A 17,690-nucleotide genomic window follows, 5' to 3' on the forward strand; every position below is an offset into this window, starting at 1 on the left:
ATTAAATAAAACCGAAATATTTCCGCAAAAACCACTCGATACCCAAAGATAAAACAAGTAAAGCGAGCAAAAACTTCCAATGTATCAAAGGTACATATTTTTCACGGCTTTTCTGTATAGATACATAGGCTTCTTGCGAAAGTAAATCTTTCTTTAAGGAGGTCATATCATTTAAATAGTATAGCACGGATTCATTATTTTGAGCCAAAGCCTGAAGTTTAGTTATATTGGCAGAAGCGAACTGCTGCTCCACATTGTACTCAAGTATTGAAAAACTTCCCAACCTTGTAATACCAGTGTTTTGCTCGATTATTTTCAAAGTATAATCTCCAGGTTCCAAATTTTCTGCTTCAAATTTATAGCGAGAATTATCCAGCAACATCCCGGCCTCTATTTTGGTTCCGGTACCTGAATTTTCAAGTTGGATAATTACATCAGCCGTTGGATCAAAACCGTAATTCTCGTCAAAGAACTGAGCACTGATTTGTACCTGTTCATTTTCAGGATAAAAGGGTTCAACATCAAAGGTCAAGCGATCACGTTTTTTAGTACTGGCCAGATATTGTATCAATTTACCGGTGAAATTATCGAATGCTTCAAACGAACCGGAATTCACGTAAGACTCAACTCTCCATTTCCAGATATTCTCACCAAAAAGCACCGCCTGTTTTACAGAATTATTTTCGGCTACTGCCAGCAAAGGCAAATCTGTTTGAACGCCTTCCTGCACTTGAAACAGTAATGGGCTAAACAACCTATCCTTGAATTTGAGAATCCCAAAAGTATCTTCCAGGGGTGGAAACCCATTAAAACCTAAATCTTCAAACTGAAATTCAGAAAAATTTTGATTGAAATTCGCAAAGACTTCCTGGGTTTGTGAGGTATGATCTTTACTGAAATTTTGTTGAACAGAATTTAGAAAAGTCCAATCTGTTTCAGTTCCTGTAATCAGTAAATTATTAAGACCTTCAGAATTAATAGCTTTAAAAACATCCTTAAACTGATTATTTGGTTGATACAATATAATCAATTGGAAATCAGATAATTTTATATCTTTATAATTCCCTATATAGTCAATTTTTACTTCGCGTTGCTCATTGGATTCTATTGATTTTTTGAGCATCCCCAAATCGGGATGTGCAATGGAACTTAGGATTAAAACCGATGTTCTTTCATCAATCACTTCAACCCCAAATTTCCTGGTGTTATTGATAGTGTTTTTTTCAGAATCAACCGGTGAGATCTTCGCTTCATAGAAACTGCTTCCCAACTTCGTTGCCGGTAAGGTGTTTGTTATAATTTCTGATTTGTCTTCTGCGTTAAAATTCACGTCTTTTGAAAAAAGAATTGTATTTCCGGATCTTATCTCAAATTTGTTGGTTAAGGGTTGTTTTCCCGAGTAATTGATAACAACTTCAACCGGGAACCTATTATTTAAAAAAGCGTATTTATTAACATTAAGATTGGAAATATATAAATCTACAGGAGCTGCCGTATCCCCTACCACTACCGTTAAGGTATTTATATTTTTAGCAGTTTTAAGGTATTGAAAATCCTCCCCAATGGTTTGATTTCCATCTGTGATCAATATCAATGCTGCTTGTTTTGAACTGGTTAGTTTTCCCAGGGTCTTCAACGACCTGGAAATATTTGTTTGCTGATCATTAAATTTTAAGGAATCCTCATCTAACCGCTCTGTCTCACTGCCAAAGCCATAGGTTTCAATTGAAAATTTTTCCTTTAACTCTGTATCGGTTCTCAAATAATTGAAATAAGCTTGAACACTGTCTGCTTTCCCAATATGATCTATGGAAGCCGATTGGTCTACCGCAATTAAAAGCAAGGGTTTTTCAACCTCCAGCAGTTGTTGTGCTATCCTGGGGTTGATAAGCAGAAGCAAGAGTAAAAAAATACTTATAAATCTTAAACCGGCCAGAATAAAAATATTCCCACTGCGCTTTTTATTTCCGTAGAAATATTTAAAAAAAACAAACCCCAGCGCAAAAATTGCTGCCAGGGCTATTAAAAATACGGTGGGTAATGACATTTTTAGAAGTTAGATTTAAGTAAGCATTCCTCCATTTACCTGGATTACCTGTCCAGTGATGTAACTGCTTAGCTCGCTTCCTAAAAACACGCAGGCATTTGCAATATCTTCCGGCGTTCCACCACGTTTTAGCGGAATAGATTCTCTCCAGCCATCCACGGTTTTCTCATCCAGCTTTTCGGTCATTTCCGTCTCGATGAATCCAGGTGCAATCACATTGGTGCGGATATTTCGGGATCCAAGCTCTAGAGCCATCGATTTGGAAAACCCTATTATTCCTGCTTTTGAAGCTGCATAATTGGACTGACCTGCATTTCCCTTTATTCCGACGACGGAACTCATATTAATAATGCTTCCACTGCGTTGCTTCAACATAGTTTTTTGAACAGCCTTGGTCATATTAAAAACAGATTTCAGGTTTACTTCAATTACCTGGTCAAAATCTTCTTCACTCATTCGCATTAAAAGGTTGTCTTTGGTGATTCCGGCATTGTTTATCACGATATCTATCTGGCCAAAATCTTCGGAGACATTCTTTATAAGTGCTTCACATTCCTTAAAATCGGCAGCGTTAGATTGGTAGCCTTTGGCTTTAATTCCAAAGTCACTCAATTCTTTTTCCAGCTCATTTGCTGCATTTACAGAAGAAGCGTAGGTAAAGGCAACATTAGCGCCATGTTTAGCGAAAACCTGTGCTATTCCTTTTCCAATTCCACGGCTTCCACCGGTTATGATGGCATTTTTTCCTTCTAATAATTTCATTCTAATTATTTCTTTGGTTAATTGTATTACTCTGTTCCAATAACAATTGGAAGACACTAAATATTCTGAAATCAAATATAACAAAAGCCAAAGGCTTTAAAATAAAAATCCTCCTGAAATTACCCTTATCGGGTAATCAAGAGGATTATAATCTTTAAAAAATTAAGTTGAGCTTAAGCTTTTAAAATTTCAGCTACTTTTTTACCGATTTCTGCCGGAGAATCTACTACGTGGATTCCGTTTTCTCTTAAAATAGCTTTTTTAGCCTGAGCGGTATCTTCACTTCCACCAACAATTGCACCTGCGTGACCCATTGTTCTTCCTGCCGGGGCTGTTTCACCAGCTATAAATCCAACTACTGGTTTTTTATTTCCGGTTGCCCGTATCCATTGTGCCGCATCTGCTTCCAATTGACCACCAATTTCACCAATCATTACGATGATCTCGGTTTCATCATCATTCATTAAGAGCTCAACAGCTTCTTTTGTGGTAGTTCCAATGATTGGATCTCCACCAATTCCAATAGCAGTAGTAATTCCCAGACCTTGTTTCACAACCTGATCTGCAGCTTCATAGGTTAGGGTTCCCGATTTTGATACGATTCCTACAGTTCCTTTTTTGAAAACAAAACCTGGCATAATTCCAACTTTAGCTTCACCCGGGGTAATTACTCCTGGACAATTAGGCCCTATTAGTCTACAATCCTTATTTTTAATATATTCATTTACCTTGATCATATCCGCTACGGGAATACCTTCGGTAATTGTAATTATAACCTTGATCCCTGCATCTGCAGATTCCATAATCGCATCTGCAGCAAATGCAGGCGGAACAAAAATTATAGAAACATTGGCCCCGGTTTCCTGTACAGCTTCAGAAACTGTGTTAAAAACGGGTCTGTCAAGGTGAGATTGCCCACCTTTTCCTGGAGTAACACCACCTACGACGTTTGTACCATATTCTATCATTTGTTCAGCGTGAAAAGTACCTTCACTTCCGGTAAATCCCTGAACGATTATTTTTGAATCTTTATTTACTAAAACACTCATAGTTATTGTTGATTTTTTTGCGACACAAAAGTAAGTTTTTATATATAAACCCTAAAGACTTTTTAAAAGTTTGTTGCCATAAAAGAACTTAAATTCTCCGGAGTTTCATCTGCAGGCTGACTTATTTGATACCCTTTATATAATTTGTCGTCCTTAATTTTCCATATCGCAATGAAATGAGCCATAGGAATTTCTTCATCAGGATTTTCAACCGTTCTCACATGATAGGTGAACCGGATAGTCACATCATCTTTATCTCTTAATAAATGACTTATTTCCGCCCTTAAAGAATGGAAAGATTTAGACATCTCAGCAATCATTCCCAGAATATCCTGAAAATTCATTTTATTAAACCCTGCACTGCTATTCCAGAAAAGTTCTGCCTCCGGATGTAAATACATTTTTACATCCTCCGGGTTTTTATAGAAATTACTGGCATAAAATTCTTTGACTATTTTTTTGATACTACTACTCATAAGGCTATTTCATTTTATCGATTATCCCGGGAAGTTTCTTCACGGCGGCATATTCTTTTAATTTAGTCCTGGCTTCTCCGTGCGGAGTTCCCCAATAACGGGTGTTCTCGGTTGTATCTTTAGAAACTCCTGTCTGGGCCAGGATAATAGTTCCTTTCCTGATACGAATATCACTTCTTATTCCCACTTGTCCCCAAATGGTTACTTCATCCTCAATAATTACACAGCCTGCGATTCCGGTTTGTGAAGCTATCAGGCATTTTTTGCCAACAATAGTATCATGCCCTATTTGTACCTGATTATCGAGTTTTGTGCCCGCTCCTATAAAAGTATCACCGGAAACACCTTTATCGATTGTGCATAATGCTCCTATTTCAACATCGTGATCTATCACGACACGCCCTCCCGATTTCAATTTATCAAATCCTTCAGGCCTGGTCTTATAATAAAATGCATCGGCGCCTAAAACGGTTCCGGCGTGAATGATCACATTATTTCCAATAACGGTATTGTCGTATATACTTACATTGGAATGGATTAGGCAGTTATCCCCAATTTGCACATTATTCCCTATAAATGAATTAGGCTGTACCACTGTATTTTTTCCAATTTTAGAAGTTTCAGAAATGGGGGCTGAAACTGTTTGAAAAGGACGAAAATAGTCGGTTAACTTATTGAAATCACTAAAAGGATCTTCTGAAATCAACAAGGCCTTTCCTTCCGGACACGGCACTTTTTTATTGATCAATATAACAGAAGCAGCCGATTTTAATGCTTTATCGTAATATTTGGGATGATCTACAAAAACAATATCACCATGAGTAACTACGTGGATCTCATTCATTCCTTCTATAGGAAATTCAGGATCACCAACATATTCTGAAGAGATTATTGTTGCTATTTGCTGAAGCGTATGTATTTGAGGAAATTTCATTGTTTTGTATATAAAAGTCAAAAATCAAAAGCAGGACTGGACCTGTTTTCCTATTCCTGCTATGGTTTTTTACTCTTTAATTCTTTCTTTGTAGGTACCTTTTTCAGTTTCAACGCGTATTTTATCACCTTCATTAATAAAAAGAGGCACATTTACTTCTGCTCCCGTTTCAAGGGTTGCAGGTTTTGACGCATTGGTAGCAGTATTGCCTTTTACCCCAGGCTCTGTATGTGTTACTTCCAGGACCACACTTGCGGGCAATTCTACCGATAATGGCATATTATCCTCTGTGTTTATCAAAATGGTTACCACTTCTCCTTCTTTTAATAGCTGCGGCATATCCAGGACATTTTCCAAAAGTCTGATCTGGGTATAATCATCCACATTCATAAAATGATAGAATTCTCCATCATTATATAAAAACTGAAATTTATGTGTTTCTACACGTACATCTTCAATTTTGTGTCCTGCAGAAAAGGTGTTTTCCAGAACTTTACCTGTGGTCACACTTTTCATTTTGGTTCTAACAAAAGCAGGACCTTTCCCCGGTTTTACGTGTAAAAATTCAATTATTTTGTAAATGTCGTGGTTGTATCTAATACACAATCCATTTCTGATATCACTTGTACTTGCCATTGTTTTAATTTTAATTGGAACCTATATATCCCTTCATAATTCCACGCTGCGAATTCTTAATGAATTCCAGTATTTCATCACGTTCTGCGGTTGCCTGCATTTCAGCTTCAATAATAGCAACTGCCTGGGAATTGTTGTAATTTTTTTGATACAAAATCCTAAAAATATCCTGTATTTCCCTAATTTTTTCGGTATTAAAACCTCGTCTTCTTAATCCTATTGAGTTTATTCCCACGTAGCTTAAGGGTTCCCTTCCTGCTTTTACAAATGGAGGAACATCCTTTCTTACCAGCGAGCCTCCGGTTACAAAAGCGTGATTCCCTATGCTGCAAAACTGTTGAATTGCCGTCATTCCGGCTAAGATCACATAATCTCCAACATTTACGTGTCCTGCAAGGGTACTATTATTTGAAAATATGCAATTATCTCCTACAATACAGTCGTGTGCTATATGACAGTATGCCATGATCCAGCAGTTTTTACCAATAACGGTTCTCATCCTGTCTTTGGTTCCACGGTTGATGGTCACACATTCACGAATGGTAGTATTATCACCAATTTCTGTAGTGGTTTCTTCATCGTTAAATTTCTTATCCTGGGGAATAGCCGAAATAACCGCTCCGGGAAAGATATTACAATTTTTTCCAATTCTGGCACCTTCCATTATGGTTACATTGGAACCAATCCACGTGCCTTCTCCTATGATCACATCATTATGTATGGTGGAAAAAGGCTCAATAACTACATTTTTCGCGATTTTAGCTCCGGGGTGAACATATGCTAAGGGTTGATTCATTTAAACATTTTTAGATTTAACAATTTGGGCCATTAAAATAGCCTCTGTAACCAGTTTCCCATTTACATAAGCATACCCCTGCATCTGGCAAATCCCACGTCTAATGGGAGCAAGCAATTCCAGTTTGAAGATTAAAGTATCTCCCGGAACTACCTGTTGTTTGAATTTCACATTATCTATCTTCATAAAAAATGTTAGATAGTTTTCAGGATCCGGAACCGATTTAAGTGCAAGAATTCCTCCGGTTTGGGCCATCGCCTCTACCATTAAAACTCCGGGCATTACCGGTTTTCCAGGGAAATGACCTACAAAGAAAGGTTCGTTCATAGTCACATTTTTCATCCCTACTACACAGCTCTCTGTTAAGGAATAGATCTTATCCACCAATAAAAATGGAGCTCTGTGTGGTAAAATATCCATGATATCGTTAACATCCATTAAAGGAGGCTTGCTATAATCTATCTTTGGCATATTATTGCGCCTTTCAGCCTTGATATGCTTTGCAAGTTTTTTTGCAAATTCTGTATTCACCTGGTGGCCAGGCTTATTAGCAATCACCTTCCCCTTTAATCTTGTTCCAACAAGAGCAAGATCTCCTATTACATCCAGTAGTTTGTGTCTTGCAGCCTCATTTGGATAGTGCAAGGTAAGGTTATCAAGAATTCCATTAGGTTTAACCGAAATATTATCTTTCTTAAAAGCAGACCTTAACTTTTCCATAGTTTCAGGACTTAACTCCTTATCTACATAAACGATGGCATTGTTTAAATCTCCTCCTTTTATGAGTCCGTGCTCGAGTAAAGTTTCAATTTCATGAAGAAAACTAAAAGTTCGTGCATTGGAAATTTCACTCTTAAACTCTGATATATCCTGAATGGATGCATTTTGAGTCCCCAAAACTTTGGTGCCAAAGTCTACCATGGTAGTAACCTGGTAGTTTTCACTAGGCATTATAATAATCTCACTGCCTGTCTCTTCATCTTTATATGAGATAATTTCAGTGATTTCAAATTCATTCCTGTTTTCCTCCTGAACTTCGATTCCGGCTTCTTCCAAAGCCTGAACAAAAAACTTTGATGAACCATCCATGATTGGAGGTTCGGAAGCATTGAGCTCCAGAATCACATTATCGATCTCCAAACCTACACATGCAGCTAAAACATGTTCGGAAGTTTGAATACTCACTCCGTTTTTTTCAAGATTGGTTCCCCTTTGGGTATTGACCACGTAATTAACATCCGCCTCAATTTCCGGTTGATTTTCAAGATCGACGCGTTTAAAAATATATCCGGTATTTACGGGAGCCGGTTTAAAGGTAAGAGTCACCTCTTTGCCTGTGTGAAGCCCTACACCTGTTAAGGAAACTTCTTTTTTAATGGTTTGCTGTTTGGAAAGGTTTTCAGCCATTCTTGTCTTTTTTTTCTAATTGATTTAACCTGTCTATTATTTTTGGCAGATTTTTAAAATGAACATAGGATTTATTGAAATCTCCATATCCAAAAGAGGGAGAACCCTGTATCATTTCATCATCCTGAATATTTTTACCTATTCCAGATTGCGCCTGTACCTTAACGCGATCCCCAATTGTAAGATGCCCCGCGATACCTACCTGCCCACCAATAAGGCAATTTTTGCCTATTTTGGTTGATCCGGCGATCCCGGTTTGTGCTGCTATTGCAGTATTTTCGCCAATTTCAACATTATGCGCTATCTGGATTTGATTATCCAACTTAACTCCTTTTCTTATACAAGTAGAACCTAAAGTAGCCCGGTCTATTGTGGTACCAGCCCCAATATCTACATTATCTTCTATAACCACATTTCCTATTTGAGGAACTTTACTGTATTCTCCGGTATCCCCAGGATTAAATCCAAATCCATCGGCTCCAATAACAACTCCTCCATGTACCACACATGATTTTCCTATCACCGTTTCGGAATAGATCTTTACCCCGGCAAAAATCAAAGTGTTGTCACCAATGATAACATTATCACCGATATAGCAATTCGGATAAATCTTTACATCGTTCCCTATTTTCACATTCTTACCAAGATATGTAAAAGCCCCCAGGTAGATGTTTTCACCATATACCGCAGAATCTGAAATGAAATTAGGTTCTTCAATGCCACTTTTATTTAGCTTCACCTGGTTGTAATACTCCAGTAAGGTAGAAAAAGCCTTGTAAGGGTCCTTAACCCGAATTAAAGTTGTGCTTATACTTTCTTCAAAATGAAAGTCTTCTTTAACGATCGTTATAGAGGCTTTGGTTGAATATATATAAGAGCTATATTTAGGATTGCTTAAAAAAGTCAATGATCCCTCCGAAGCATCTTCGATTTTTGACAATTTAGAAACTTCGGTATCCGGATTCCCGTCAACCGTCCCTTCTAATATTTCTGCTATTTGTTTAGCTGTAAATTTCATTCTGGCAAAAGTAAAAAAAATGAGTTAATGTTTTGTCTTTGGATAACAGATAAAATATTTTATAACCGGTACAGACAGCGCTTTCAAATTTAATTGATCTGAAGCTATTGCCACATCACTGGTTTTCCCGTTTCGGTGTAGGATCTGAATTTTATCAGTTCCACTGGAATAAGCAACATTTGTGATGTCACCGCTAAAAACGAAGTATTGAGCTTCTTCTGCAGATAGCTCATATTTTATTTGAACTGCTTGTACATGTTTTAGTATCCTTTTTTTATCAATAGGCTTCTTTTTCAGTTTTACTTTTAAAAGGTCTCTGTTTAATATCATTTCACAAAGATTTCGCAAAACAAAATCCTCTTGATCTACCCATAATTTCATCGCTGAAACAATATCATAATCATCCAGCTTAGAAAATATTTTTAAGGTAACTGAATTAAAATCTTCCAGCACTATTTTAGTGTTCAAAAAATAGGAAAGTGCAGGACTACAAGGTAAAACTACTCCCGAAGCCATCAATTCTTTAGCTCGTTTCAAAACACGTATCAGTAACTGCTCTGCTACTACTCCGGTTTTGTGTAAATAAACCTGCCAATACATCAATCTTCTGGCAACCAGAAATTTTTCTACAGAATAAATCCCTTTCTCCTCTATCACCAAATGGTTATTTACCACGTGAAGCATTGTTATAATACGCTCACTGTTAATATTCCCCTCGGGAACACCGGTGTAAAAACTATCGCGTTTTAGATAATCCAGTCTGTCCATATCAAGCTGACTCGATACCAACTGATTCATAAATTTACGATGATAGCTCCCCTTAAATATTTCAATTGCAAGCGTTAAACTTTGGTTAAATTCAGCATTTAATTCTTCCATAAAAAGCAGTGAAATACACTCATGAGAAACCCCCTCAACGATGCTGTGTTCCATTGCATGAGAAAAAGGTCCGTGTCCTATATCATGGAGCAAAATTGCTATTTGAAGCGCTTCTTCCTCTTCTTCGGAAATTGGAACTCCTTTAAAACGAAGTATTTCGATGGCTTTTTGCATAAGGTGCAACCCGCCCAATGCATGGTGAAATCTTGTATGATGCGCTCCGGGATAAACCAAATAAGATAATCCCATTTGGGAAATACGGCGTAGTCTTTGAAAGAAAGGATGTGCAATAATCTTAAAGATACGTTCGCTGGGAATGGTAATAAAACCGTAAATTGGATCGTTAAATATTTTGAGTTTAGTTTTTATCGCCAAGCTTAAATCCTTTTAATTTATAACAAATATACATAACTGAAGTCCATTGAGGACAAATGTGAAATCAAAGTCATTTGAAATTAAAGTGTATACCATTTCAAAAGGCTTCCAAAAATACTATACATGAATGAAATCAAGATACTTTGGGCAGATGATGAAATTGATATGCTTAAACCACATATCATTTTTCTGGAATCCAAAAACTATAAAGTCACCACCTGCAGAAGCGGGATGGAAGCTATAGAAAAAATTGAAAAAGAAAATTTCGACATTGTTTTCCTGGATGAAAATATGCCGGGTCTTACCGGCCTGGAAACCTTGTTTGAAATAAAGGAGAAGCATGCAGATATTCCCATTGTAATGATCACCAAAAGTGAAGAGGAATTTCTTATGGAAGATGCCATAGGTTCTAAGATCGCCGATTATTTGATCAAGCCTGTGAATCCGAATCAGATCCTGCTGAGTTTGAAAAAAAACCTGGACCATTCCCGGTTGATCACTGAAAAAACCACCTCCAATTATCAGCAGGAATTCCGAAAAATCGCAATGGATATGTCGGCAATTAATTCCTATGAAGGCTGGGCAGAACTATATCAGCGATTGCTTTATTGGGAGCTTCAACTGGAAACCATCGAAGACAGTGGAATGTTTGAGATCCTGGAATCTCAAAAACTTGAAGCCAATAATCAGTTTTGTAAATTTATAGACAAGAATTATCCTGAATGGTTTGAAAAAGGCGCAGATGCACCTATTATGTCTCATACCCTATTTAAAACTAAAATAGTTCCTGAACTGAGCAAGGAACAACCAACATTGCTGGTGGTAGTTGACAATATGAGGTACGATCAATGGAAATCTTTTGAACCAACCATCAATAACTATTATAAAAAGACAGAAGAATCCGCCTTTTACAGCATTCTTCCAACAGCGACTCAATACGCCAGAAATGCTATATTTTCAGGATTAATGCCAAGTGAAATGGAAAAGTTATTCCCGCAGTACTGGTTAAATGATACCGAAGAAGGAGGGAAAAACCTTTACGAGGCAGAATTTCTGGAATCACAATTAAAACGATTGGGCCTCGATATAAAATATGAATATCACAAAATTACAAGTTTAAAGGCAGGAAAACGATTGGTGGAAAATTTTAGATCACAAAAAAACAATGATCTTACGGTTGTGGTTTATAATTTTGTGGATATGCTCTCGCATTCTAAAACCGAAATGGAAGTGATCAAGGAATTGGCTTCCAATGATAAATCCTACAGATCACTTACCCAAAGCTGGTTCAAGAATTCCCCGCTGTTGGAAATTATCCAGCAGGCGCAGCAACTGGGTTTTAAATTAATTCTCACTACAGACCACGGGACAATTAATGTGAAAACACCTTCTAAAGTAATAGGAGACAAAAACACCAGTTTAAACCTACGCTACAAAACCGGTAAAAGTCTTACTTATGAAAATAAAGATGTTTTGGCTGCAAAAGATCCTAAAACAATCCATTTGCCAACTATTAATATGAGCAGCTCCTTTATTTTTGCAAAAGGAGATATGTTTTTCGCCTATCCAAACAACTACAATTATTATGTAAACTATTTTAGGAATACTTACCAGCATGGAGGGGTATCCATGGAGGAAATGATCATCCCGTTTGTGTGCTTATCCCCTAGGTAATAAATAATTACATATCTTTACAGAGCCAAAAATCGAATAATTAATGACCTTGACCTACGAGCTGTCAGAAATTGATAGTATTGCTATGCAATTACTTTCCAAAGTAAAAAGCAAAACGCTGCTTTTTTACGGGGAGATGGGAGCCGGAAAAACCACCCTCATCAAAGCGCTTGTTAAAGCCCTGGGAGCCGAAGACGCCGCCTCCAGTCCCACTTTCTCATTGGTTAACGAATATCATTCAGATCAAGGCAGGATCTTCCATTTTGATTTTTATCGAATTGAAGATGAAAATGAAGCACTGGATATGGGAATTGAAGATTATCTCAATACCGAATCCTGGAAATTTATTGAATGGCCACAGAAAATTGAAAGATTACTGGATTACCCCACTCAAAAACTGGAGATTCTGGTAGAAAATGAAGGGCTAAGAAAGTTAAAGTTTTGTTAATTAATTCTAGCAAGCTCTGATTTCCTGCGACCTGGTAATTGTAAGAAAAATATTACAAAATTAGCCTATGTGAAAGGAAGGGAAATATTATTTTAGTTGCTCAACGAGGGATGTTGATTTTTAGCTTATTTTTGACAAGTAGAATTGTTCAAAATACAGGCTAATATTTGCTTGAAAAAGGGTGCAAAGATACGATTAATGTCGTTAGTGTAAGCGTTTTATATTTATCTAGGTTTGTTTCAGAAATCAAAACGAACTAATAATATAAAACCCTTACATTATGAAAATTAAAGCAATACTTTTCGCAGCTGCAATATTTGGAGCATCTTTTTTTGTAACTTCAACTTCAGAAAACAACAGTGATAATGACCAAATTCAAAAACAAGCAGTTGATAGAAGGCTCATCAAAATTCCTATGGCTGGGTAGTTTTATTGCCTTTCTGATAGCATTTTCACCGTATTTATTTTATATGTATGAAATTTTCCCAAGCGGTTCCGTTTGGGAAAATTCTTTTTTTACATATGAAAGTAAATATTATGAAAGCGTAAATGTGGCAATGTGGACTTATTTAGGAAAAATAACGCCTCTTTTCCTTTTATTTATTTGGTTTTTCACCTGTAAACATTGGTGGTATCACGCAATTTTGATTCCCATCGCTATGTATGTCTTTCAGTTCGTTGTGTCATTTTACGAAGATGTCTATTTAGAAGGTGAAATATTCATGGATACAGACGGTTTACTTTATCTCGCTCCTTTCTTTTTTATAATTATAGTTATTGTATACTTAGTCAGGATTCAAATTTTTGACCGCATTTATGGCATCGATTTGAGCGAATTAAACGAAACCGATGTTTCTGTTTTTTCTACCGGTATGTCTAGCAGGGAAGAGAAAGAACTTGAATTGTTCCGTCAACAAAATCCTTCTTTAGCCACAGAACCCAGCGAAGATTACTACCGGAAACTCTAATTCAAAATATTCCATATATATTTGCTGAAAATTGTTGTAATTTAAGTCTTTAACAACTTTCCGGCATGACCAAACAAACCTACCCTTTTACGAGGGAACAATTGCTTCCCCAGGAAGAAACCCTCGAGATCTCTAAGAACAAGGGAGACCTGTTTATAGGTATCCCAAAGGAAACCTCCTACCAGGAAAAACGGGTGTGCCTAACCCCGGATGCCGTAGCGGCCATAACAGCTCACGGGCACAGGGTGATGATAGAAAGCGATGCCGGAAAATTTGCCAGGTTTAGCGATAAAGACTATTCTGATGCAGGTGCAGAAATTACCAAGGACACCAAAAAGGTATTTTCCTGTCCTACCATTCTAAAAATTGAGCCGCCCTCTTTCGAGGAGCTGGAAATGATCAATCCCCAAACTATCCTTATTTCGGCTTTGCAGTTAAAAACCCAGTGTAAGGAATATTTTCAAAAACTCGCCACAAAAAGGATTACCGCCCTTGCTTTCGAATTTATCCAGGATCCCGATGGAACCTATCCTGCTGTTCGTGCTTTAAGCGAGATCGCGGGAACTGCTTCGGTTTTGATCGCATCGGAAATCATGAGCAATAATGCCCAGGGTAACGGGTTGATGTTTGGAAACATAAGTGGTGTCCCCCCGGTAGAAGTTGTGATTTTAGGCGCCGGAACTGTTGGGGAATTCGCAGCAAGATCGGCTATCGGGTTGGGTGCAAATGTAAAAGTATTTGACAGCAGTCTTACTAAACTCCGGAATATTCAAACAAATATTGGACATACCTTATATACTTCCACCATTCAGCCTAAAAATTTGAGTAAGTCCTTGAAACGTTGTGATGTATTAATAGGGGCCGTACGCGGTAAAAACCGCTCCCCCGTTCTTGTTACAGACGATATGGTGCAGACGATGAAAAAAGGTGCTGTTATTATAGATGTGAGTATAGATATGGGTGGCTGTATAGAAACCAGTGAAATTACCACGCATGACAAACCTATTTTCACCAAACACGGAGTAATTCATTATTGTGTGCCTAACATTCCTTCAAGGTATGCAAAGACCTCCTCGGTATCTATTAGCAATATTTTCACTCCTTACCTTTTGCACATTGCGGAAGAAGGCGGATTGGAAAATACACTAAGGTTTGACAAAGGTTTGCGAAATGGGTTGTACTTTTACCACGGGATTTTAACCAACAAATCCATAGCAGATTGGTTTGATCTTTCTTACAGAGATATCAATCTACTAATCTTTTAAATTATAGATAACTATTCAAACCATACAGTCCAGGTAGTTCCTAGGCTATATGGTTTTTTTCAAATTTTAAGCACTAAATGAATTTATTAAAAAGATTCGGCTTTTTCTCCATTGGCCTTATAGCAGGGATTGTTATTTTGATGTTTTTTTTAGGTGGAAAAAGAGCCTCCTGCGATTATTCACCCACTGCGCGGACTTTAAAAAATATCCGTAATAAAGAAAGGCTATATTCCGAAGAAGCTTACCGCTTTTTTGAATCCAATAATATCGATACATTATCTGTTAACAGTATGCTGGAAGACGGAAATGTAAACTTCGGAAAAAGCCAGACAGATAAAGAACCCTGTAATATTTATTTTGTTTCAGGGGAAATAAAATCCAACAAGCTTGAATTACAGATAGAAAACTGTGAAGAAATCGCCACAATTCAACGAGTTGAATTTTTGAGAGACTAGGCTGTAGTTTAGAAAAGCTCTTATCCTTTACAATTTGTTCTTAACTCAGTTTATATCGTCACCCTGAACTTGTTTCAGGGTCTAATTTGATATTGAGTTTCAATTCGGTTAGATGCTGAAACAAGTTCAGCATTACGTTAGCTGAAACAATACTTTCTATATTTTTTACAGAATCTGAGCTGCGTGATTTTTGGTTTTAACCTTTTCAATCACTTCCTCAATGTTCCCTTCTTCATCGATAATGAAGGTAGTTCTATTGATCCCATCATATTCCTTTCCCATGAATTTTTTAGGACCCCAAACGCCAAAAGCGTTGATAACCTCTTTATCCTCATCTGCTAAAAGCGGAAAAGGCAACTCGTATTTATTCCTGAAGTTTTGCTGTTTTTTCTCGCTGTCGGCACTTACTCCCAGAATTGCATAGTTTTTTTGCTGAAATTGCTCCCAGTTATCCCGAAGGTTACAAGCCTCTGCGGTACATCCTGGAGTACTTGCCTTTGGATAAAAGAATACCACCAGTTTTTTTCCTTTAAAATCTGATGATTTTACTGTATTTCCATCCTGATCTTTTGCTGAAAATTCAGGAGCTTTATCTCCTGCCATTAATTTTGTCATAATTAAGTACTTTTGCATAAAAGTATGAATAATGAACAAACAGGAAAAGGTACAATTTGTTATAGATACGTTAAATGATATTTTTCCGGAGGTTCCTATTCCCTTAGATCATAAAGATCCTTATACTTTATTGATTGCTGTATTGCTTTCTGCCCAAAGCACCGATAAAAAAGTCAATCAAATCACCCCTATTTTATTCAATACTGCCGATAATCCCTATCAAATGGTAAAATTATCTATTGAAGAAATAAGAGCCATCATAAAACCCGTTGGGCTTTCTCCTATGAAATCTAAGGGAATTTACGGTTTATCTCAAATTTTAATAGACAAATACAATGGGGAAGTACCCGCCGATTTTGATGCATTGGAATCCCTTCCTGCTGTTGGCCATAAAACTGCCAGCGTAGTAATGTCACAAGCGTTTAATATTCCGGCGTTTCCTGTAGATACGCATATTCACAGATTGATGTATCGATGGAATTTAAGCAACGGAAAAAACGTTGTCCAGACCGAAGCAGATGCAAAAAGGCTTTTTCCAAGGGAATTATGGAATCTCTTACACCTGCAAATTATTTACTATGCAAGGCAATACTCTCCGGCACGCGGATGGGATATTGAAAAAGATATTATCACCAGTACTATTGGTAGAAAAACCGTTCTGGAAAAGTATTATAAATCAAAAAAGTAAGGATAAGGAAAATTAGAAATTCTTTACACTATAACAAGCTCACAAGGTATTTAAGGGGAAGAAATATCCGGAATTCCAGTAAAATCTTTCGTAGAATTAAAGCTGATTAGTCTGCTATCAGATTGAGTACAGACTGATCGTCTTTCAAAAAAAATGATCCAATGATGAATTTAAATCATCACTGAATCAAAGAATAAATTGTAGCGCTGTGTTATTAAATCGATAATAACACAGACTAAAAAAAAGGCCTTTTTCTAATTAATTTAAAATTACTTCAAACTGCATCACATCATATTCTGAAATGTGTAAAGCTTTCGAATAATTTAAAAGAAATTGAATGGTCTCTTTTGTAGGGTTCAAACGGTTTAATTGTTCTCCTTTCGGACTTTTAGTGTAAAGGTTCTCCATTTAAGTATACTTTAAATTGGTTTTAAGGAGAACGATTTTATTTCAATTTTATTTTAAATTAATTTGTTAAAATAAGCTGATGTTTTTCAATTATTTTCCTAAGGTTTATAAGTGCATACCGCATGCGACCTAAAGCCGTATTAATACTCACTCCGGTACGTTCAGAAATTTCCTTAAAGCTCATATCCTTATAGATACGCATTGTTAAAACTTCCAGCTGATCTTCCGGCAATTCCTTTATCAATTCCTGGACATCACATTCAATTTGATCCTTGATAAGTTGTGTTTCAATATTTAGATCGCCATCACTAAGAACCGAGAAAATATTGAAATCTCCACTGTTCTCAAACTTGGGCATCCGTTTGTTTTTTCTGAAATAATCGATCACCAAATTATGAGCGATACGCATCACCCAGGGAAGAAATTTCCCTTCTTCATTATATTTTCCTTTTTTCAGGGTATTGATAACCTTGATAAAAGTGTCCTGAAAAACATCTTCAGCAACATCCTTATCATAAACTTTGGAATAAATAAAACTGTAGATCCTTTGTTGGTGTCGGGTTATTAAAATTGAGAGTGCATTTTCATCACCTGCTATATAGGTGCTTACTAAGGTAGCATCCGTTGCCTTTGTTCTATCCATATTAGTTACTTTAATCAGGTATCTGGGAACACCTGTGGGTTAGGTTTTTAACTTAAAAAAGTAACTTTATGCAATAGGCAATAGATTTTTAGATTGTTCGTTGAAAGTTCAAATATAGCAACATATTTTTAACATTGACAAATATTG

At 36.8% G+C, this 17,690-nt stretch carries 20 protein-coding genes; 7 read left to right on the top strand and 13 right to left on the bottom strand.

Translation table 11 applies throughout. The features are described from left to right. Position 1 precedes the first annotated feature (1 nt). The 10 genes from GILLI_RS00560 to GILLI_RS00605 form a co-directional block, all read right to left on the bottom strand. A complete protein-coding gene (locus GILLI_RS00560) occupies positions 2 to 2,047 on the bottom strand; it encodes a hypothetical protein (RefSeq protein WP_006987165.1) in 2,046 nt (681 codons plus the stop codon). A gap of 15 nt (positions 2,048 to 2,062) precedes the next feature. After that, positions 2,063 to 2,809 carry a 3-oxoacyl-[acyl-carrier-protein] reductase gene (gene fabG, locus GILLI_RS00565; protein ID WP_006987166.1) on the bottom strand — a complete coding sequence of 249 codons (747 nt, stop codon included), beginning with the start codon at positions 2,807 to 2,809 and terminating at the stop codon, positions 2,063 to 2,065. A 173-nt stretch (positions 2,810 to 2,982) separates the two neighbouring features. Beyond that, positions 2,983 to 3,858 (bottom strand): succinate--CoA ligase subunit alpha, encoded by an 876-nt coding sequence (sucD, locus tag GILLI_RS00570; RefSeq protein WP_006987167.1) that lies wholly within the window; start codon positions 3,856 to 3,858, stop codon positions 2,983 to 2,985. A gap of 62 nt (positions 3,859 to 3,920) precedes the next feature. After that, entirely contained in the window at positions 3,921 to 4,334 is a 414-nt protein-coding gene (locus tag GILLI_RS00575; RefSeq protein ID WP_006987168.1) for a nuclear transport factor 2 family protein, read from the bottom strand. Positions 4,335 to 4,338: 4 nt separating this feature from the next. Further along, positions 4,339 to 5,268 carry a UDP-3-O-(3-hydroxymyristoyl)glucosamine N-acyltransferase gene (locus tag GILLI_RS00580; RefSeq protein ID WP_006987169.1) on the bottom strand — a complete coding sequence of 310 codons (930 nt, stop codon included), beginning with the start codon at positions 5,266 to 5,268 and terminating at the stop codon, positions 4,339 to 4,341. Between the two features lie 69 nt (positions 5,269 to 5,337). Then, positions 5,338 to 5,904 (bottom strand): elongation factor P, encoded by a 567-nt coding sequence (efp, locus tag GILLI_RS00585; RefSeq protein ID WP_006987170.1) that lies wholly within the window; start codon positions 5,902 to 5,904, stop codon positions 5,338 to 5,340. Between the two features lie 10 nt (positions 5,905 to 5,914). Then, complete coding sequence (lpxA, locus tag GILLI_RS00590) at positions 5,915 to 6,700, bottom strand: acyl-ACP--UDP-N-acetylglucosamine O-acyltransferase (protein ID WP_006987171.1); 786 nt, start codon at positions 6,698 to 6,700, stop codon at positions 5,915 to 5,917. After that, positions 6,701 to 8,107, bottom strand: a complete 1,407-nt coding sequence (locus GILLI_RS00595; protein WP_006987172.1) for a bifunctional UDP-3-O-[3-hydroxymyristoyl] N-acetylglucosamine deacetylase/3-hydroxyacyl-ACP dehydratase — start codon at positions 8,105 to 8,107, stop codon at positions 6,701 to 6,703. It abuts the gene before it with no gap. After that, positions 8,100 to 9,125 carry a UDP-3-O-(3-hydroxymyristoyl)glucosamine N-acyltransferase gene (gene lpxD / locus GILLI_RS00600; RefSeq protein WP_006987173.1) on the bottom strand — a complete coding sequence of 342 codons (1,026 nt, stop codon included), beginning with the start codon at positions 9,123 to 9,125 and terminating at the stop codon, positions 8,100 to 8,102. The genes GILLI_RS00595 and lpxD overlap by 8 nt, the downstream gene beginning before the upstream one ends. Before the next feature lie 24 nt (positions 9,126 to 9,149). Continuing rightward, a complete protein-coding gene (locus GILLI_RS00605) occupies positions 9,150 to 10,379 on the bottom strand; it encodes an HD domain-containing protein (RefSeq protein WP_006987174.1) in 1,230 nt (409 codons plus the stop codon). A gap of 123 nt (positions 10,380 to 10,502) precedes the next feature. Here GILLI_RS00605 and porX point away from each other — a divergent pair, with 123 nt between their 5' ends. The 6 genes from porX to GILLI_RS00630 all read left to right on the top strand — a co-directional run bounded on the left by porX (position 10,503) and on the right by GILLI_RS00630 (position 15,189). Further along, positions 10,503 to 12,053 (top strand): T9SS response regulator signal transducer PorX, encoded by a 1,551-nt coding sequence (gene porX, locus GILLI_RS00610; protein WP_006987175.1) that lies wholly within the window; start codon positions 10,503 to 10,505, stop codon positions 12,051 to 12,053. 43 nt (positions 12,054 to 12,096) lie between these two features. Beyond that, on the top strand, positions 12,097 to 12,501 hold the full coding sequence (gene tsaE, locus GILLI_RS00615; RefSeq protein WP_006987176.1) for a tRNA (adenosine(37)-N6)-threonylcarbamoyltransferase complex ATPase subunit type 1 TsaE: 405 nt from the start codon (positions 12,097 to 12,099) through the stop codon (positions 12,499 to 12,501). A 280-nt stretch (positions 12,502 to 12,781) separates the two neighbouring features. Continuing rightward, positions 12,782 to 12,928, top strand: coding sequence for a hypothetical protein (locus GILLI_RS18245; protein WP_156798602.1), 147 nt, complete (start codon positions 12,782 to 12,784; stop codon positions 12,926 to 12,928). Next, complete coding sequence (locus tag GILLI_RS00620) at positions 12,867 to 13,469, top strand: hypothetical protein (RefSeq protein ID WP_006987177.1); 603 nt, start codon at positions 12,867 to 12,869, stop codon at positions 13,467 to 13,469. Before GILLI_RS18245 ends, GILLI_RS00620 begins: the two co-directional genes overlap by 62 nt. A 65-nt stretch (positions 13,470 to 13,534) precedes the next feature. After that, positions 13,535 to 14,734 (top strand): alanine dehydrogenase, encoded by a 1,200-nt coding sequence (locus GILLI_RS00625; RefSeq protein ID WP_006987178.1) that lies wholly within the window; start codon positions 13,535 to 13,537, stop codon positions 14,732 to 14,734. A gap of 77 nt (positions 14,735 to 14,811) precedes the next feature. Then, a complete protein-coding gene (locus tag GILLI_RS00630) occupies positions 14,812 to 15,189 on the top strand; it encodes a DUF4258 domain-containing protein (RefSeq protein ID WP_006987179.1) in 378 nt (125 codons plus the stop codon). A 165-nt stretch (positions 15,190 to 15,354) separates the two neighbouring features. Here GILLI_RS00630 and bcp read toward each other — a convergent pair whose 3' ends face one another. Further along, the gene (gene bcp / locus GILLI_RS00635; protein ID WP_006987180.1) at positions 15,355 to 15,804 is read right to left on the bottom strand and encodes a thioredoxin-dependent thiol peroxidase; all 450 of its coding nucleotides are present in this window, start codon (positions 15,802 to 15,804) and stop codon (positions 15,355 to 15,357) included. Between the two features lie 31 nt (positions 15,805 to 15,835). On the opposite strand from bcp, the gene GILLI_RS00640 reads away from it, so the two are divergent. Continuing rightward, entirely contained in the window at positions 15,836 to 16,492 is a 657-nt protein-coding gene (locus GILLI_RS00640; protein ID WP_006987181.1) for an endonuclease III domain-containing protein, read from the top strand. Between the two features lie 258 nt (positions 16,493 to 16,750). Here GILLI_RS00640 and GILLI_RS18480 read toward each other — a convergent pair whose 3' ends face one another. Together GILLI_RS18480 and GILLI_RS00645 are read right to left on the bottom strand one after the other, a co-directional pair. After that, a complete protein-coding gene (locus GILLI_RS18480; RefSeq protein ID WP_006987182.1) occupies positions 16,751 to 16,900 on the bottom strand; it encodes a hypothetical protein in 150 nt (49 codons plus the stop codon). A gap of 58 nt (positions 16,901 to 16,958) precedes the next feature. After that, positions 16,959 to 17,543 (bottom strand): RNA polymerase sigma factor, encoded by a 585-nt coding sequence (locus GILLI_RS00645; RefSeq protein WP_006987183.1) that lies wholly within the window; start codon positions 17,541 to 17,543, stop codon positions 16,959 to 16,961. Positions 17,544 to 17,690: the final 147 nt, after the last annotated feature.

Origin of the sequence: Gillisia limnaea DSM 15749 (assembly GCF_000243235.1) — a bacterium.
Classification (GTDB): Bacteria; Bacteroidota; Bacteroidia; order Flavobacteriales; family Flavobacteriaceae; genus Gillisia; species Gillisia limnaea.